The 16,030-nt window shown below is 74.8% G+C and carries 17 protein-coding genes and 1 tRNA gene; 7 read left to right on the top strand and 11 right to left on the bottom strand.

What is annotated here, in order from left to right; genetic code table 11:
• The first annotated feature begins 1 nt into the window (after position 1).
• Genes IE287_RS08490 through IE287_RS08480 form a run of 3 tightly spaced genes read left to right on the top strand, consistent with a single transcriptional unit; the run spans position 2 to position 1,537 of the window.
• Positions 2-373, top strand: coding sequence for a DUF742 domain-containing protein (locus tag IE287_RS08490; protein WP_189848303.1), 372 nt, complete (start codon positions 2-4; stop codon positions 371-373).
• Positions 351-974, top strand: coding sequence for a GTP-binding protein (locus IE287_RS08485; RefSeq protein WP_189848302.1), 624 nt, complete (start codon positions 351-353; stop codon positions 972-974). Before IE287_RS08490 ends, IE287_RS08485 begins: the two co-directional genes overlap by 23 nt.
• Positions 971-1,537, top strand: a complete 567-nt coding sequence (locus tag IE287_RS08480) for a GAF domain-containing protein (RefSeq protein WP_189848301.1) — start codon at positions 971-973, stop codon at positions 1,535-1,537. Before IE287_RS08485 ends, IE287_RS08480 begins: the two co-directional genes overlap by 4 nt.
• Positions 1,538-1,616: 79 nt before the next feature.
• Here IE287_RS08480 and IE287_RS08475 read toward each other — a convergent pair whose 3' ends face one another.
• The gene (locus tag IE287_RS08475) at positions 1,617-2,825 is read right to left on the bottom strand and encodes an acyl-CoA dehydrogenase family protein (RefSeq protein WP_189848300.1); all 1,209 of its coding nucleotides are present in this window, start codon (positions 2,823-2,825) and stop codon (positions 1,617-1,619) included.
• 372 nt (positions 2,826-3,197) lie between these two features.
• On the opposite strand from IE287_RS08475, the gene IE287_RS08470 reads away from it, so the two are divergent.
• Positions 3,198-3,271 (top strand) — tRNA-Pro (locus IE287_RS08470).
• A 103-nt stretch (positions 3,272-3,374) separates the two neighbouring features.
• Here IE287_RS08470 and IE287_RS08465 read toward each other — a convergent pair.
• Together IE287_RS08465 and IE287_RS08460 are read right to left on the bottom strand one after the other, a co-directional pair.
• Entirely contained in the window at positions 3,375-3,611 is a 237-nt protein-coding gene (locus IE287_RS08465; protein WP_189848299.1) for a DUF6480 family protein, read from the bottom strand.
• Between the two features lie 31 nt (positions 3,612-3,642).
• The gene (locus IE287_RS08460; RefSeq protein ID WP_189848298.1) at positions 3,643-3,810 is read right to left on the bottom strand and encodes a hypothetical protein; all 168 of its coding nucleotides are present in this window, start codon (positions 3,808-3,810) and stop codon (positions 3,643-3,645) included.
• A gap of 192 nt (positions 3,811-4,002) precedes the next feature.
• On the opposite strand from IE287_RS08460, the gene IE287_RS08455 reads away from it, so the two are divergent.
• Positions 4,003-4,626 (top strand): flavodoxin family protein, encoded by a 624-nt coding sequence (locus IE287_RS08455; protein ID WP_189848297.1) that lies wholly within the window; start codon positions 4,003-4,005, stop codon positions 4,624-4,626.
• A 35-nt stretch (positions 4,627-4,661) separates the two neighbouring features.
• Here IE287_RS08455 and IE287_RS08450 read toward each other — a convergent pair whose 3' ends face one another.
• Entirely contained in the window at positions 4,662-4,832 is a 171-nt protein-coding gene (locus tag IE287_RS08450; protein WP_189848296.1) for a hypothetical protein, read from the bottom strand.
• Between the two features lie 182 nt (positions 4,833-5,014).
• Between IE287_RS08450 and IE287_RS08445 the strand changes: the two genes are divergently transcribed.
• Together IE287_RS08445 and IE287_RS08440 are read left to right on the top strand one after the other, a co-directional pair.
• Positions 5,015-6,181, top strand: coding sequence for a sensor histidine kinase (locus IE287_RS08445; RefSeq protein ID WP_189848295.1), 1,167 nt, complete (start codon positions 5,015-5,017; stop codon positions 6,179-6,181).
• On the top strand, positions 6,169-6,822 hold the full coding sequence (locus tag IE287_RS08440; protein ID WP_189848294.1) for a response regulator transcription factor: 654 nt from the start codon (positions 6,169-6,171) through the stop codon (positions 6,820-6,822). Before IE287_RS08445 ends, IE287_RS08440 begins: the two co-directional genes overlap by 13 nt.
• 131 nt (positions 6,823-6,953) lie before the next feature.
• Here the strand turns inward: IE287_RS08440 and IE287_RS08435 are convergent, their stop codons facing one another.
• The 7 genes from IE287_RS08435 to IE287_RS08405 all read right to left on the bottom strand — a co-directional run bounded on the left by IE287_RS08435 (position 6,954) and on the right by IE287_RS08405 (position 16,021).
• On the bottom strand, positions 6,954-9,512 hold the full coding sequence (locus tag IE287_RS08435) for an ABC transporter permease (RefSeq protein WP_189848293.1): 2,559 nt from the start codon (positions 9,510-9,512) through the stop codon (positions 6,954-6,956).
• A 10-nt stretch (positions 9,513-9,522) separates the two neighbouring features.
• The gene (locus IE287_RS08430) at positions 9,523-10,296 is read right to left on the bottom strand and encodes an ABC transporter ATP-binding protein (RefSeq protein WP_229883351.1); all 774 of its coding nucleotides are present in this window, start codon (positions 10,294-10,296) and stop codon (positions 9,523-9,525) included.
• 189 nt (positions 10,297-10,485) lie between these two features.
• Positions 10,486-12,132: an ABC-F family ATP-binding cassette domain-containing protein gene (locus IE287_RS08425; protein WP_189848292.1), complete on the bottom strand. Its 1,647-nt coding sequence runs from the start codon at positions 12,130-12,132 to the stop codon at positions 10,486-10,488.
• Positions 12,133-12,424: 292 nt separating this feature from the next.
• Positions 12,425-12,754 (bottom strand): hypothetical protein, encoded by a 330-nt coding sequence (locus IE287_RS08420; RefSeq protein ID WP_373307824.1) that lies wholly within the window; start codon positions 12,752-12,754, stop codon positions 12,425-12,427.
• A gap of 5 nt (positions 12,755-12,759) precedes the next feature.
• Positions 12,760-13,374 carry an RNA polymerase sigma factor gene (locus tag IE287_RS08415; RefSeq protein ID WP_189848291.1) on the bottom strand — a complete coding sequence of 205 codons (615 nt, stop codon included), beginning with the start codon at positions 13,372-13,374 and terminating at the stop codon, positions 12,760-12,762.
• A 288-nt stretch (positions 13,375-13,662) separates the two neighbouring features.
• Positions 13,663-15,327 carry an acyl-CoA dehydrogenase family protein gene (locus tag IE287_RS08410; RefSeq protein WP_189848290.1) on the bottom strand — a complete coding sequence of 555 codons (1,665 nt, stop codon included), beginning with the start codon at positions 15,325-15,327 and terminating at the stop codon, positions 13,663-13,665.
• An 85-nt stretch (positions 15,328-15,412) separates the two neighbouring features.
• Positions 15,413-16,021: a TetR/AcrR family transcriptional regulator gene (locus IE287_RS08405; protein ID WP_189848289.1), complete on the bottom strand. Its 609-nt coding sequence runs from the start codon at positions 16,019-16,021 to the stop codon at positions 15,413-15,415.
• Between the last annotated feature and the right edge of the window lie 9 nt (positions 16,022-16,030).

The following is a 16,030-nucleotide window of genomic DNA, read 5'->3' as shown; positions in this document are numbered from 1 at the left end:
CGTGTCTCCTCCGCAGGAAGGGCCCTGGCTCGACGACGCGGCCGGCCGGCTGATCCGTCCGTACACCGTGAGCGGCGGACGGACCCGGCCCACCGCCTCGCTCGACCTGCTCTCCCTGGTGATGGCGACCGGATCCGGCCCGCAGGCGCACATGGGCCCCGAGCACAGCCTGGCGCTGCGGCTGTGCGACGGACCGACCTCGGTGGCCGAGATCGCGGCGCACTTAAGACTCCCGGCCGTCGTCACCAAGGTCCTCCTCTCCGACCTCGTGGACTGCGGGGCCCTCACCGCGAGGGCCCCGCGCTTCCACGCCAACCCATCCGACCGTTCCTTGCTGGAGGCAGTGCTCGATGGCCTACGACAGCGGCTCTGAACGCCATGACGGTTTCGCGGCCGATCCCTTCCCCACCGCGCTGAAGATCCTGGTGGCGGGCGGCTTCGGCGTCGGGAAGACCACCTTCGTCGGCGCGGTCAGCGAGATCGAACCGCTCAGCACGGAGGAGCTGCTGACCTCGGTCAGCGCCGCCACCGACAGCCTGGAGGGCGTGGAGAGCAAGACCACGACCACCGTCGCCATGGACTTCGGCCGGATCACCCTCGACGACCGCAACGTCCTCTACCTCTTCGGCACCCCCGGCCAGGAGCGGTTCTGGTTCATGTGGGACGAGCTGTCCGAGGGCGCGCTCGGCGCGGTCGTGCTCGCCGACACCCGGCGTCTCCAGGAGTGCTTCTCGGCGATCGACTTCTTCGAGCGGCGCGGCATCGCCTTCGTGGTGGCCGTCAACGAGTTCGACGGCGCCTTCCGCTACGAGCCGGACGAGATCCGGCAGGCGCTCGACCTCGACGCCGGGGTGCCGATCGTCCTGTGCGACGCCCGGATCTCCAGCTCCGCCATCAGCACCCTCCTCACCCTCGTCCAGCACCTCCTCCATTCCATCCCGGCCGGCGAGCCGAGCTTCGGAGTCACGTCATGACCTACGACCCGACGGGTCACCTCCTCCTGACCCCCATCGACAAGGAGGCCCCGGGCCGGGTCCGGCGGCTGCGGGAACTGGGCCTGGGCGAACGCCCCGACCCGGCCTTCGACGAGTTCGCGCACCGGCTGGCCGACGTCACCGGCGCCCCGTTCTCGATGGTCAACTTCATCGACGAGAACCGGCAGTTCTTCGCGGGGCTCCACACGCCGGGCGGCTCCCACTCGGGCAGCGACCTGGGCGCCGCCGGCGCGGGCGGGGTCGGGCGCTACATGGCCCGCGACCACGGCTACTGCCCGCACGTCGTGGTCCGGCGCAAGGCGCTCGTCCTGGAGGACGTCTGCGACTACCCGCGCTTCGCCGGCAACCCGGTGGTGGACGAGATCGGCATCCGCTCCTACATGGGCGCGCCGCTGATCGACCGCACGGGCGTGGCGCTCGGCACCATCTGCGTGGTCGACACCGACGTCCGGCCGTGGGGCCGGTCGGGCCTGGAGACGATCAAGGCGATGGCGGCGGAGCTGGTCGAGCAGATCCACCGCCGCGAGGACGCCAGGTTCTGACCCGCTTCCGGGCAGGACCGGGGGCCCGTGCGGCAGGACGCCGCACGGGCCCCCGCGTCTCCTCGTGTCCCTGCCGGCCTCAGGCGTGCGCGGGCTCCGGCTGCGGGGTGCGGACCAGCTCGGAGAGCCGCTCCGACCAGCTGCCCTTGTCCTGGCCGAGGGCGACCTCGCCGAGCCGGAGGAGCTGGACGTCGGAGGTACCGGCCGGCGCGAAGATGTGGTGCGCGTCGCGGAGGTAGCGCTCGATGGAGCGGTCGGTGAAGAGGCCGGCGGCGGCGTGGATCTCCATGGCGTTGCGGCCGGAGTCGATGGCGGACTCGACGTTCACCAGTTTGGCGTTCATCAGCTCGGTGTCGCAGGAGAGGCCCTGGTCGAGCAGGTGCACCGCGTGGTACGCGGCGAGCCGGGCGGTCATCAGCCGGGACTGCATCTGCCCCAGCTTGAGCTTGACCGTCGGCAGCTCGGAGAGCGGCTTGCCGTAGCGGACGCGTTCGGTGGCGAAGCGGGTGGTCTCCTCCAGGATCGCCTGGTGGATGCCGAGCGAGACGGCGGTGAGGTTGGCCCGCCCGTACAGCACGCTGGAGGAGTACGCGACGGCCAGGCCGTCGCCCTCGTCGCCGAGCCGGTTGGCGGCCGGGATCCGGCAGTCCTCGAAGATCAGCTCGCCGAAGCTGAAGCCGTGCAGGCCCATGGCGGGCTGCTGGGGCCCGAGCCGGAAGCCCGGCCGGCCCGACTCCACGAGGAAGGCGGTGAGCCCCCTGGAGCCGGGCCCGGTCCTCACCACGACGCCGTGCAGGTCGCCGACGTGGCTGTTGCCGACGTAGATCTTGCTGCCGTTCAGGACGTAGTCGTCGCCGTCGCGGACCGCGCTGGCCTCCATGCCGAGGACGTGCCCTCCGGACTCCGGCTCGGTCACCGCGATGGTCGGGAGGCACGAACCCGAGGCGACCCGGGGCAGCCAGGTCTTCCGCTGGGCGTCGGAGCCGAAGTGGACGATCTTGGCGGTGCCGAGCTGGGAGGCCTGGACCATGGCGCCCATGGCGCCGCTGACCCGGGAGAGCTCCTCGATGATGATCGTCTTCGCCAGGTGGCCGGCGCCCATGCCGCCGTACTCGGGGCCGATCGTCGCCCCCAGCCAGCCCTGCGCCGCGATGAGCCGCGACAGCTCGTGGTGGACCGTCCGGGAGGCCTCCATCTCGGCTATCCGGGGCCGCACCTCCCGCTCCGCGAAGTCCCGGACCGTCTCCCGGAGCCGATGATGGAGCCGGCTGCTGAAGTAGCTGTCCATACGAGTCCCTCCCTGCGAATCGCCTGCCCGGCATGGTCCGGGCAGGTGGTGCATCGGCAGTGGTCCCGTCCCGAACAGGCCGACTACTTCATGGTGTTGATCTTTCCTTGATGGATCAATATTGCCCCGTTCTTTGTCTGAAACAGGTGCTATTGACGATCACTTCCGACTATGTTTCGCGCGATCTGGAGGCTGTGAGTCCGCCTGGCCGCCCTGCGCAAGGTCGTCTTTCTGCCACGCGCGACCGGCCTCGCCGCCCCTCCGCGCCGCCGCCCGCTGTGACGCCCGTAAAGCGGTTCGTGACCACCAGGGGAAGTGCGGTATGGTTCTCTTGCACGAGCGGCCGGGGGAAACCCCAGGTCAGACGGGCATCGGGACGTGGCGCAGCTTGGTAGCGCACTTGACTGGGGGTCAAGGGGTCGCAGGTTCAAATCCTGTCGTCCCGACTCGAAAGAGTCGTACACCGAGGGCCGCCTCAGAGAGATCTGAGGCGGCCCTCGGGCGTTCCCGGGGCCGGCCCGGCTCCGGCGGGGGGCGCCGGGGCCCGGGTCAGCGGGTCATCAGCAGGATGCCGTACGACGCGAAGAACAGGGCGAAGACCAGTACGGTGACCGCCAGGATCAGCAGGGGGCCCGTGGACCAGCCGCGTTTCAGCGGGCGGTACGGGCCCGTCCCGGTCCCGGTGCCGGTCTCCGCGGGGGGCGTCTCGCCCGGTGGCACCCCTCCGCCCGGGCCGGGTCCCGAGGGGGGACGGGGGTCGGGGTCGGGGCCGTTCGACAGGGTCATGACCGGTCACCTCCACGGTGCGTGCGGTGGGTCAGTCCTCGCCCCGGACGATGTGCGCCTCGGGGTCGGTGCGAGGCTCCTCCCCGCTTCCGCCGGAGCGGGGCCGGCGCAGGACGGCGGGCCGGCAGGTCCGCACCCGGCCGTCCGCCGGGGCCGGGGGCGGGGTGCCGGCAGGGCCGGGTTCCGTGCGAGCTTCCATGATCGACATCCCCTGGTGCGTGAGCTCCCGCCCTCGGCGGGCCTTCTCCCCGGGCGGGTACCCGGTGCGGCGGGGCGCACTCGGCCGGGCGGGGGGGCGGGGCGGACAGGAGAGCGGGAGGGAGCCGGGGGAGGGGACGAGTTTCGTTCCTTCGCGGCGGATGGACGCGCGCGGCGCGGGTATCCGCCGCCCATGAACCCCATCGAGCTCACCCCGCTCCGTGCCCTCGCGCTGGTGTGCACCCTCTCCCCGTCACCCGCGAGGTCCAGCTCCCAGCTGCTCGCCGAGCAGACGATGGAGGCCCTCGCCGGGCACGGCGTGACGGGACGGACCGTCCGCGTCGCCGATCACGACGTGAAGCCGGGGGTGGCGACCGACATGGGCGCGGGCGACGCCTGGCCGGAGCTCCGGTCCATGATCCTGGAGAGCGACATCCTGGTCCTGTCCACCCCGATCTGGCTCGGACACCCCTCCAGCCTCGCCCAGCGGGTGCTGGAACGGCTCGACGCGGAGCTCGGTGAGAGCGATGACGAGGGCCGCATGCTCACCTACGGCAAGGTCGCGGCCGTCTGCGTCGTGGGCAACGAGGACGGCGCGCACAAGGTCGGTGCCGACCTCTTCCAGGGCCTCAACGACGTCGGCTTCTCCCTCGCGCCGAACGCCGTCACCTACTGGGTCGGCGAGGCGATGCAGGGCACCGACTACCAGGACCTCGACGAGACCCCCGAGAAGACCGCGGCCACCACCAGGACGCTCGCCGCGAACAGCGCGCACCTCGCCCGGGGCCTCAAGACCGCGCCGTACCCGCCGAGCTGATCCCCCGCCGCCGCGCGGCGGACCGGCCCTCGGCATCAGGCCTTCGCGCGCTTCGACCGCAGGAGGAAGAGGGCCGCGGCCGAGGCCAGCGAGACCGCACCGGTGCCCACCCCGACGGCGATCCGCTGCGCGCCGTCGAAGACGAAGCTGTGGGAGACGTTGACGGCGACGGCGGCCACGAGCAGGACCCAGAGCAGAGCCTTCATGACGGTGTTTCCTTCCACGGAGCGGTGCGTAGGGCCCGGTGGCCCCCGCCGGCACCACGATGCCGCCCCGGCGCCGCCGGATCGAGGGAGCGCCGTCCCCGATGCGGGGTGTAGCCCGCTACACCCCCGCCGGGTGGTCCGCGCACCTCTCCCCTCCGGACCGGTCACCTAGTCTGATCGGCATGAACGCGAGGGTGTGGATCGAGTGGCGCGCCACGGAGCAGCTGCTGAGAGCGGCCGGCCTGGCGCTGGTCTCCCTGCTGTTCCTGCCCGTCCTGATCTTCACCGCGGTGGTCGCCCTCACCGGGATCGGTGCCGGAGTGGTGCCCGAGACCGTCCTGCTCCTCCGCAGGATCGCGGGCTTCAAGCGGCAGGAGGTCGAGCGGTGGACCGGAGAGGCGGTGCCCGAGCTGTACGTGCCCGTGGCCGGCGCCCTCGGCGTCCGCGTGCGGACCGCGCTGAGGGACCCGGCGACCTACCGCGACCTGCGCTGGATCGCCGCCCACGCCCTCTACGGCTGGCTGCTGGCGTACGCGGCGGTCATCGTGTGGGTCGTCGGCGCCCTGGTCGACGGCGTCTGGGCCGGTGGCCTGGGGAACCGGGCCGTGGTGCTGCCGCTCGTCGGCCGGCTCGCCGCCCTGGACTCCGCCTGGTCGCGCACCCTCCTCGAACCCTCCGCCGACGCCCGGCGCAGCGCAGAACTGGCCGACCGGGTCGAGGAGCTGACCGCCACCCGCGCCGACGCCGTCGCCGCGCACGGGGCCGAGCTGCGGCGCATCGAGCGGGACCTGCACGACGGCACCCAGGCCCGCCTCGTCGCCCTCTCCATGCGGGTGGGCCTCGCCCGCCGGGCGTACGAGAAGAACCCGGAGGCCGCCCGCAAACTCCTCGACGACGCCCAGGACCAGGTCGAGGAGGCGCTCGCCGAGCTCCGGCACGTGGTCCGCGGCATCCACCCGCCGATCCTCACCGACCGCGGCCTGGTCGGCGCGGTCCGGGCGCTGGCCGCGGGCAGCGGCCTCGACGTCGAGGTGACCGGAGAGGGGCTGGAGGACGCCCGCCGTCCGCCCGCCGCCGTGGAGGCCGCCGCCTACTTCGCGGTGGCGGAATCCCTGACCAACGCCGCCAAGCACAGCGGCTCGCCGACCGCCCGGGTGGAACTTACACGCACCCCTCGCGCGTTGCGGGTCACGGTGCGGGACGAGGGGCGGGGCGGCGCCGACGACTCGGGCGGCAGCGGCCTGCTCGGCATGCGGCGCCGGATCGCCGCCCTCGACGGCATCGTCCAGGTGTCCAGCCCCGTCGGGGGGCCGACCGTGATCGAAGTGGAGCTTCCGTGCGTGTGGTGATCGCCGAGGACAACGCGCTGCTGCGGGAGGGCCTCGTCCTCCTCCTCACCTCCGCGGGGCACGAGGTCGCGGCGGTCGCCGCCAGCGGCCCCGAGGTGCTGCCCGCCCTGCTCGAACACCGCCCCGACGTCGCCGTCCTGGACGTGCGGATGCCCCCGGGCTTCCGCGACGAGGGACTGCGCGCCGCGCTCGCGGCACGCGCCGAGATCCCCGGCATGCCGGTCCTGGTGCTCTCCCAGTACGTGGAGGAGACCTACGCCGCCGAACTGCTGGGCGGCGGCGCCGGCGGCGTCGGCTACCTCCTCAAGGACCGGGTCGGCCGCGTCGACGAGTTCCTCGACGCCCTGGAGCGGGTCGCCGCCGGCGGCACCGCGCTCGACCCCGAGGTGGTGGCCGAACTGCTCGCCACCCGCAAGGACGACCCCGTCGACCGCCTCACGCCCCGTGAGCGCGAGGTGCTCCGGCTGATGGCCGAGGGCCGGGACAACGCGACCATCGCCGCCCAGCTGGTCGTCACCGAGCGGGCCGTGAGCAAGCACATCGGGAACGTGTTCCTCAAGCTGGGCCTGCCGCCGAGCGACAGCGGCCACCGCCGCGTCCTGGCCGTCCTCGCCTACCTCGACAAGCGCTTCCACGCCTGAGCGACCGGCGCCGCCCGCCTCGCCCGCCCCGTCCGGGGCGTCGACGGGCCGGAGGGGACGGGCGGCGTGCGGCCGGGCGGGACCGGAAGCCCTCGGCCACCGCTCCCGCCCGGTCGCGCCGCCCCGCCCGGCTACTCGCCGGTGTACACCGCGTCGATCGGCCGGGTGCGCAGCGCCGAGCGGGTCGACAGCGCGACGGACGACCAGCCGATGAGGGCGATGAAGCCGGCCACGCCCACCCACACCAGCGGCTCCACGTGCGGCACCGGCCGCCCGGTCAGGGCGAGCGAGCTGCCGATCGACGGGGGGACGGCGAGGAACAGCCCCACCGCGACGGCGGTGATCACCACCACCCAGGACTCGAGGAACATCATCCGCCGCGTCTGGCGCGCACCGGCGCCGATCAGCCGCATCATCGCGAACTCGCGGCCGCGGGCCGTCGTCGCCATCACCAGCGTGTTCACCACCGCGATCAGCACGTACAGCAGGAGCAGCGAGTTGGCGATCAGGTTCGTCCACGACTGCCGGGAGAACTCGCCCTGCTGCGCGGCCGCGAACCGGTCGGACTCCTGCACCCGCAGCCCCGCCGCGGTCCCCGTCAGCGCGGCCAGCCCGGCGGCCGCCTCCTCGCGCGCCTCCTCGCCGGAGGCGCGGACGAGCAGGGCCGCGTCGAGCCGGTCCGTGGTGTGGGCGGCGAGCACGTCGTGGGCGAGGGTCACGTCCCCGAAGCCGAGGCCGTTGCCGTACACGGCGACCACCTCCAGCTTCGCGGGCGTCCCGTCGCCGAGGTCCAGCTCTGCGGTGTCCCCCACCCCGAGCCCGGCCGTCCCGGCGGCCGTCCGGCTGAGCGCGACCGTGCCCTCCCCGAGGCCGTCCAGACCGCCCTCGCGCACGTCGAGGTCGAGGGTGCGGGCGAGACCGCGCGGATCCACGCCCTGGGCGCCGAACGCCCGGGACGTCGTCTTGTCGACCTCCTCGTACGTGAGCATCACCTGCGACCGGACCACCGGCGTGGCCGTACCCACCCCGGGCACCCGCCGCACGGCGTCCGCCAGTTCCGGCGAGAGCCCGGTCGCCCCGGTCGTCAGGACGTAGTCCGCCACCACCCCGGACGCCGCCTGCCGGCTCGCCTCCGCCTCCACCGTCGCCAGCGTGGACAGCTGCATCAGCGCCATCCCGGCGCCCAGCGCCAGCGGCACCACCGCCGCGCTCAGCCTCCGGGAGTTCGCCCGGGCGTTGGCCGCCGCCAGGAAGCCGCTGAACCGGAACATCCGCAGCAGCGGGGCGAGCGCGGAGGTCGCGAGACCCACCAGGCGCGGGCCGAGCAGCGCGCAGCCGACCATCAGGAGCAGCAGCGAGCCCGCCGCGCCCGCGGCCGCCGCCTGACCGGGGATCAGCAGCGGCAGCACCACGGCCGCCGCGAGGCCCATCGCGAGCAGCACCACGCCCGCGGTCCGCCGGGACCGCCCGGGACCGGACGGGTCGACCTGCGACTCGCGCAGCGCCTCCACCGGCTTGATCCGCGCGGTGCGGTGGGCGGCGACGACACCGGCGAGCCGGGCGCCCAGCACGCACAGCACCACGGCGGCGACCGCCGGGACGGGGTGGTACGACAGCTCGAAGTCGCCCGGCAGGACACCGGCGCCGGCGAACGCGTCCCTCAGGAAGCCGGCCACCAGGTAGCCGGGCACGGCGCCGAGCACCGCCGCGACCGTGGCCACCAGGAGGATCTCGGCGCCGATCAGCCGGTGGATCTGGCGCGGCGAGGCGGCGATCGCCCGCAGCATGGCCAGCTCGCGGCGGCGCTGGTGCACCGCCAGTCCCAGGGTGGAGGAGACCACGAAGACCACGACGGCCAGCGCCGTGCCGCCGAACGAGGCCGACAGCGCCACCAGGAAGCCGCGCGAGCGGCCCACGTCCAGGAACTCGAGGTCGCCGATCCGGTCGCCCGAGTACACCTCGGTCCGCTCTGCCGAGCCGGCCAGCGCCTCCTGGACCCGCTCCGCCAACTCGTCGGCTTCCACGCCCGGTTCGGCCAGGACGCCGACCGCGGTGACCCGGTCCGGCCGCCCCGAGAGCGCTCCGGCCCGGTCGTCCGTGAAGAACGCCGCCGACTGGCGGTCCAGGCCGCCCGGGGGCGGCGCGACCAGACCGGTCACCCGGTAGGCGGTCGCGGTCGTGCCGACCGCGAGCCGCACGGTGCCGCCGACCTCCGCGCCGGCCCGCCGGGCCAGCTCCCGGTCGAGCGCGACCTCGCCGCCGCTGCGCGGCTCCCGGCCGTCGGACAGGGCGAACGGGCCGAGGACGGCCGACGCCCAGCCGTGCCCGTACACGGGCCGGTCCAGGGCGAGCACCTCGCCCCCGGCGCCGGTGACGCTCAGCGCGACCGTCCGGTCCCCGACGGCCGCCCGCACGCCGGCCACCTCCGCCACCGCGTCCGCCGTCCGCGCGGGCAGGGTGACCCGCTCGGCGAAGTGCGGGTCGATGTTCTCCCTGACGGTCTTCGTCTGGCCCCCGCCGACCATGACCGGCGCCCCCGCGTACCGCTCGGGCGGGACGCCCGACAGCAGACCGGACAGCAGCAGCACGCCGCAGGCCGTGACGACGGCCGCGCCGCAGAAGACGGCGACGAAGGCCGCGACGAAACCGCCCTTGCGGTTCCTGATGGTGCTCCACGCGATGTCGAACATCCCGCCCGTCCTACCGGTCGCCCAGGCGGGCCATCCGCTCGGCCACCAGCTCGGGCGTCGGCCCGGGCAGGTGGCCGGCGATCCGGCCGTCCGCGAGGAAGACCACCGCGTCGGCGTAGGACGCCGCGACCGGATCGTGCGTGACCATCAGCACCGTCTGCCCCGTCTCGTCGACGATCTGCCGGAACAGCCGCAGCACCTCCCGGCCGCTGCGCGTGTCCAGCGCGCCCGTCGGCTCGTCCGCCAGCACCGCGTCCGGCCGGGTGACCAGCGCGCGGGCGATCGCCACCCGCTGCTGCTGGCCGCCGGACAGCTCGTTCGGCCGCCGGTCGGCGTAGGGCGTCATGCCCACCCGCTCCAGCAGCTCCCGCAGCCACGCCCCGTCGACCCGGGCCCCCGACATCCGCGGCACCAGCGTGATGTTCTGACGTACCGTCAGGGCCGATAGGAGGTTGTACGCCTGGAAGACGTACCCGATCCGCTCCCGGCGCACCGAGGTCAGCGCCGACTCCTTCAGCCGGCCCAGATCGGTGTCCCCGAGCAGCACCCGCCCCGAGGTCGGCCGGTCGAGCCCGGCCAGACAGTGCAGGAAGGTGCTCTTGCCGGAACCCGAGGGGCCCATCACGGCCGTGAACGAGCCGCGCGGCACCTCGAAGGAGACGCCGTCCAGAGCGGTCACCGCCCCCGGCCCCCGCCCGTACGCCTTCGTCACGGACTCCAGCCGCATCGCCGCACCCCTGTCCCGCACGGCCGCGGCGGCGGTCCGCCGCTCCACCCACGTCATTGCTGCACCCTTCCGTTCGTCTGCGGAATCAGGCTAGGTACGGCGAAGCCGCGGGGTGAGCCGCCTGCCTCCCGTAGCGAGGGTGTAGCCGGCTCCACCACGACCGGTTCCCTCCGCCCCCCCCGCGGACGGGTCGGTGGGGTGCGGGTGAGCGGCGCCCGCCCGGACGCGCGGAGGGAACCGGCCTCCTCACTCCCCGGGCGCGCCCACGGTCCGCAGTGCCCCGTCCTCCAGCCGCAGCCGCCGGTCCACCCCGATCGCGGCGAGGAACCGCTCGTCGTGGCTGACCACGACGAAGGCGCCCCGGTACGCGCCGAGCGCGCTCTCCAGCTGGGCCACGCCGACCAGGTCGAGGTTGTTGGTCGGCTCGTCGAGGAGCAGAAGCTGCGGGGCCGGTTCGGCGCACAGCACGCAGGCGAGGGTGGCCCGCAGCCGCTCGCCCCCCGACAGCACCCCGACCGGGAGGTGCGCGCCCGCGCCCCGGAACAGGAAGCGCGCCAGCAGGTTCATCCGCTCGGCCTCGGGCCGCCCGGGCGCGAACGCGGCGAAGTTCTCCGCCACCGTGCGCTCGGGGTCCAGCAGGTCCAGACGCTGCGAGAGGTACGCCACGCGGCCGGCGCCCCGCCCGACCCGCCCGCCGTCCGGGGCGAGTTCACCCGTGACCAGGCGCATCAGGGTGGTCTTGCCCGAGCCGTTGGGGCCGGTCAGCGCGATCCGCTCGGGCCCGCGCACGGACAGGTCGACGCCACCGGGCGCGAAGACCTCCCGGCCGCCGTGCCGGACCTGGAGCGCCTCGCCGAGGAACAGGTCGCGTCCGGCCGGCACCTGGGTGTCGGGCAGCTCCAGGACGAGGCGCTGCTCGTCGCGCAGGGCCCGCCCGGCCTCGTCGAGCCGGGCCTGCGCCTCGCCCACCCGGTGCGCGTGCGTCTGCCCGGCCCGGCCCGCGGACTCCTGGGCGCCGCGCTTCATGGTGCCGGCGAAGATCTTCGGCAGTCCGGCGCTCTTGAGGTTGCGGGCCGCGTTGCCCGCCCGCCGGTCGGCGCGCTCGCGGGCCTGCTGGAGCTCCCGCTTCTCCCGCTTCAGCTCCTGCTCGGCGTGGCGCACGTTCTTCTCCGCGACCTCCTGCTCGGCGCGCACGGCCTCTTCGTAGGCCGTGAAGTTCCCTCCGTACAGGCGCAGTCGGGAGGTGCCCAGTTCGGCGATCCGGTCCATCCGGTCGAGCAGCTCCCGGTCGTGCGCGACCACCAGGAGCAGTCCGCCGAAGTCCGACAGGGCGTCGTACAGTGTGTGCCGGGCCTCTCCGTCGAGGTTGTTGGTCGGCTCGTCGAGGAGCAGCACGTCGGGCCGCTTGAGCAGCTGCGCGGCGAGGCCGAGGGAGACGACCTGGCCCCCGCTGAGGGTGCCCAGGGTGCGGTCGAGGCCGATCCCGGCGAGGCCGAGCCGGTCGAGCTGGGCGCGGCTGCGCTCCTCGATGTCCCAGTCGTAGCCGATGACGGCGAAGTGCTCCTCGGCGACGTCGCCGGACTCGACGGCGTCGAGGGCGCGGATCACGCCGGCGACGCCGAGCACGTCGGCGACGGTGAGGTCGCCGGTGAGGGGGAGGCTCTGCGGCAGGTACCCGAGCGTGCCGCCGACGGCGACCGAGCCCGCGGTGGGGCGCAGCTCGCCGACGATCAGCTTGAGCAGGGTGCTCTTCCCGGCGCCGTTGGGCGCGACGAGCCCGGTGGCGCCGCCGGCCAGGCTGAACGACAGCTCGTCGAGGACGGGGGTGTCGTCGGGCCAGGAGAAGGACAGGCCGGAGCAGACGACGGTGGGGTGGGACGGGGTCGTGGACATGGTGAAGGACCTCGGAGGGAGGAAGGGGGCGGGCGACGGATACAGCTCCGCCCCGGGCAGACGAGGGGAAGGGGGGTACGACGGGACGGGCCACTGCGGTGGTGCGCTCCTCGGCGCGCCCGGTGGCCGTCAGCTCCGGATCTCACCCGGAGATGTCGTCGTCACCCGCCATGTCTGCCGCTCCTCGGGAAGGGTTCAAGGTCCCTGCCAGCGTAACAGCAGTCCCTCCGGGACCGGCGGAATTTCCGTCCGTGCCGGACCCGCCCCCTCCGCGGGTCCGGCGCGGACGGCCCTACTCCGGCGGCGTGCCGGCCGGCCGCGCCGGGGCGAGGGTGCAGACGCCGTCGGCGCACCGGCGCTCCAGCCGGCCGCGCGAGACGGTCTGCACCAGGCCGACCGCCCAGCAGGTGGGGCAGCCCCGGAAGGCGATCAGGGCCAGCGGGGCCGCCAGCAGGACGACCGGTCCGGTCACCGGGACGAGGGCGACCGCCCCGGCGATCAGCCCGAAGCCGACGGCGCCGCGCGCCAGGTGACGGGGGACGGAGCGGCTGGAGTGGTCGGGGCCCGGTGCGGGCTTCACGGACGGGTGCGGGTGCGGGTGCGGGTGCGTGGACGGGGGCAGGGTGTTCACGGTCGCGGGTCTCCTTCGCCGGTACGACGAGCGGGTACGGGATCGGGCGCGGGACCGTCCGCGGGTCCGGGGGCCGCGAGCGCGGCCCGCAGGGAGGCGCGGGCCCGGTGCAGCCGGGACTTCATCGCCGCGTTGCTCAGGCCGAGCGCGTGGGCGACGGTCCGGCCGGGCAGGCCCTGCACGTCCCGCATGACCAGGACCTGCCGCTGGTCGCGCGGGAGGGCGCCGACCGCGGCGGCGATCCGCCGCGCCTCCAGGCGGTGGAGGACCGCCTCCTCGGCGGACGGCCCGGCGGCGGCCTCCGGCCCGGGCTCCGGCTCCTCGCCGCGCCGGGCGAGCTGCCGGACCTGGCGCAGGCATTCGTTCCGCACGATGCGGAACATCCACGAGGCGAGCGCCCCCGAGGCCCGCAGGGTGCCGATCTTCCGGTACAGGACGATCAGCGCCTCCTGCGCCGCGTCCTCCGCGTCCTGCGGGGAGGCGCACAGCGACAGCGCGAACTTCCGCACGTGCGGCTGCGACTCCATGACGACGGTGGTCAGCGAGGCGACGTCGCCGTCCTGGGCGGCCCGGACCAGCCGGTCGTCGGGCCAGGAGAAGGATCGGTTCATGGGCTCTTCCTCGTGCTCTGCGGGCTCCCGGGGGCGGACTCGGATCAGGCGCGGCGGCGGTAGCGGCGCGTCAGGTGCCAGCCGCACGCCCCGACGAGCAGGACTCCGACGACGACGAGGCCGGTGATCAGCATGATGTCTCCTTCCGGTGGGACCGGTCGGTTCGACCGGTGCGCGCATAGGAGTCGGCGGGGCCCGGAAAGGATTCGCCCCCGCCGCGGAGGGTTTCCGTGACGGGGGCGCGTCCTTTCCGGGCCCCGGTGGGGGCGCGTCGGACCGGGAGGCGGGTCAGACCGGGAGGCGGGTCAGCAGCCCGGCGAAGTCGGTGTCCGGCGGGAGGGTGCCGAAGGCGAGGCCCTGGTCGCCGGCGAGCCGCGACGCGCAGAAGGCGTCGGCGACCGCGGCGGGCGCGTGCCGGACCAGGAGCGAGCCCTGGAGCACGAGCGCGGCCCGCTCGGCGACGCGGCGGGCGCGCAGCGGGGCGTCCTCGGTGAGCCGCAGCTCGCCCCGGAGCGCGGTCCGGGCGGCGTCGAGCCGCCGGTCGCCGCCAGCCGCCGCGTCGATCTCCGCGCAAAACGCCTCCAGGGCCTCCGGCTCGCGGTCCAGGGCGCGCAGCAGGTCCAGGGCGCTGACGTTGCCGGAGCCCTCCCAGATGCTGTTGAGCGGGGCCTCGCGGTACAGGCGGGGGAGGCCCGACGCCTCGTCGTACCCGTTGCCGCCCAGGCACTCCAGGGCCTCGGCGACGGCGGCGGGCTGCCGCTTGCACACCCAGTACTTGCCGACGGCGGTGGCCAGGCGGAGGAAGGCGCGCTCGCGCGCGTCGCCGAGCCGGGCGCGGTCGGCGGCGCCGGCCAGCCGCAGGCCGAGGGTGGTGGCGGCCTCGGACTCCAGCGCCAGGTCGGCGAGGACGTTGCGCATCAGCGGCTGGTCGATCAGCGTGGCGCCGAAGACCGAGCGGTGGCGGGCGTGGTGGGCGGCCTGGGCGAGCGCCGCGCGGGTCCCGGCCGCCGAGCCGAGCACGCAGTCCAGGCGCGTCATCGTCACCATGTCGATGATGGTCCGCACCCCCTTGCCCTCGGTGCCGACGAGCCAGGCGACGGTGTCGTCGAACTCCGGCTCGCTGCTGGCGTTGGAGCGGTTGCCGAGCTTGTCCTTGAGCCGCTGGATGCGGAAGGTGTTGCGGCTTCCGTCGGGCAGCACGCGCGGGACGAGGAAGCAGGACAGGCCGCCCGGCGCCTGCGCCAGGACCAGGAAGAGGTCGTTCATCGGCGCGCTGGTGAACCACTTGTGCCCGCGCAGCCGCCAGGTGCCGTCCGGGAGTTCGGCGGCGGTGGTGGTGTTGGCGCGGACGTCGCTGCCGCCCTGCTTCTCGGTCATGCCCATCCCGGCGAGCAGCCCGCGCTTGCCGGCCGGGGCGCGCAGCCCGGGGTCGTACGAGCGGCTGGTGAGCAGCGGCTCGTACGTCCCGGCGAGTCCGGGGGAGTGGCGCAGCGCGGGGACCACCGCGTACGTCATCGAGACCGGGCACAGGTGGCCCGGCTCCAGCGTCCCGGCGAGCATGAAGCCGGCGGCGCGCGCCACGTGGGCGCCGGGGCGCTCGTCGGCCCAGGCGGCGCCGGCGAGGCCCGCGCCCACCGACAGGTCCATCAGCCGGTGGTAGGCCGGGTGGAACTCGACCTCGTCGATCCGGTTGCCGTACCGGTCGTGGGTGCGCAGCTCGGGCTCGTGGCGGTTGGCCTGGTCGGCCCAGTGCTGCGCCTCCTCGCTGCCGACCACGCGCCCGAGGCGGTGCAGGTCGTCCGCGTACCCGCCGGCGCCCTCCCGCTCGACGCCTTCGAGCAGCACCGGGTCGTCGGCGGCGTCGTACCCGGTGAGCGGCGGGGCCTGGTTGGTGACGGCGTGGGTGACGGCGGTGGGGCGGCTCTGGGGGGCGTCGGCGGGGGTGGCGGTCACGGTGGCGGCTCCGGGAGGCGGGTCGGGACGGGACGGCGGTGCGGGAGGCGCGGTGCGGGCGGGTCCGGGGCGGCCCGCCCGCGGGTCAGGGTGCCGGGGCGCCCGCGCAGCGCAGGGCCAGGGCGGTCAGTTCGCCGAGGAGGGCCTCGGCGGAGGTGCCGCCGGGGGCGCCGAGCGGGTCGACGAGGACCTCGCCGACGGCGCCGGTGAGCGCGGCGGCGGTGATCTCGCCGTCCTGCTCGGGCAGCGTCCCGTCGGCGATGCCCTCGCGCACCACCGAGGCGAAGAGCGCGCGGTAGCGGCGCCGGAAGTCGAGCCGCTCGGCGCCGACGGCGGGTTCGGCCGGGGCGGCGAGCAGGGCGTGGGCGAGCCCGCGGTTCTCCAGGGCCCGCAGCGCGAAGACGCGGACGCCCCGGCCGAGCCGTTCGACCGGGGCGCCGGGTGCGGCCAGGACCTCGCCGAGGACCTCCACCTCGCGCCCGGCGGCGCGCCGGAAGACCTCCACGGCGAGCGCCGTCTTGGACGGGAAGTGCTGGTAGACGGAGCCGGCGGCGATCCCGGCGGCGTCGGCGACGGCCGTGACGGAGGCGCGGTCCCAGCCGACCTCGGCGACGACCGTGGTGGCGCAGGCGACCAGGTGGTCCCGCGCGGCTTCGAGCCGGCGGAGCTCGGCGGGGGTCTTGCGGTAGGCCATGGAAGAAGT

Origin of the sequence: Streptomyces omiyaensis, assembly GCF_014650895.1 — a bacterium.
Classification (GTDB): domain Bacteria; phylum Actinomycetota; class Actinomycetes; order Streptomycetales; family Streptomycetaceae; genus Streptomyces; species Streptomyces omiyaensis.
Note: the sequence above shows the minus strand (reverse complement) of the source record. Positions and strands in the feature narration are given on the sequence as shown.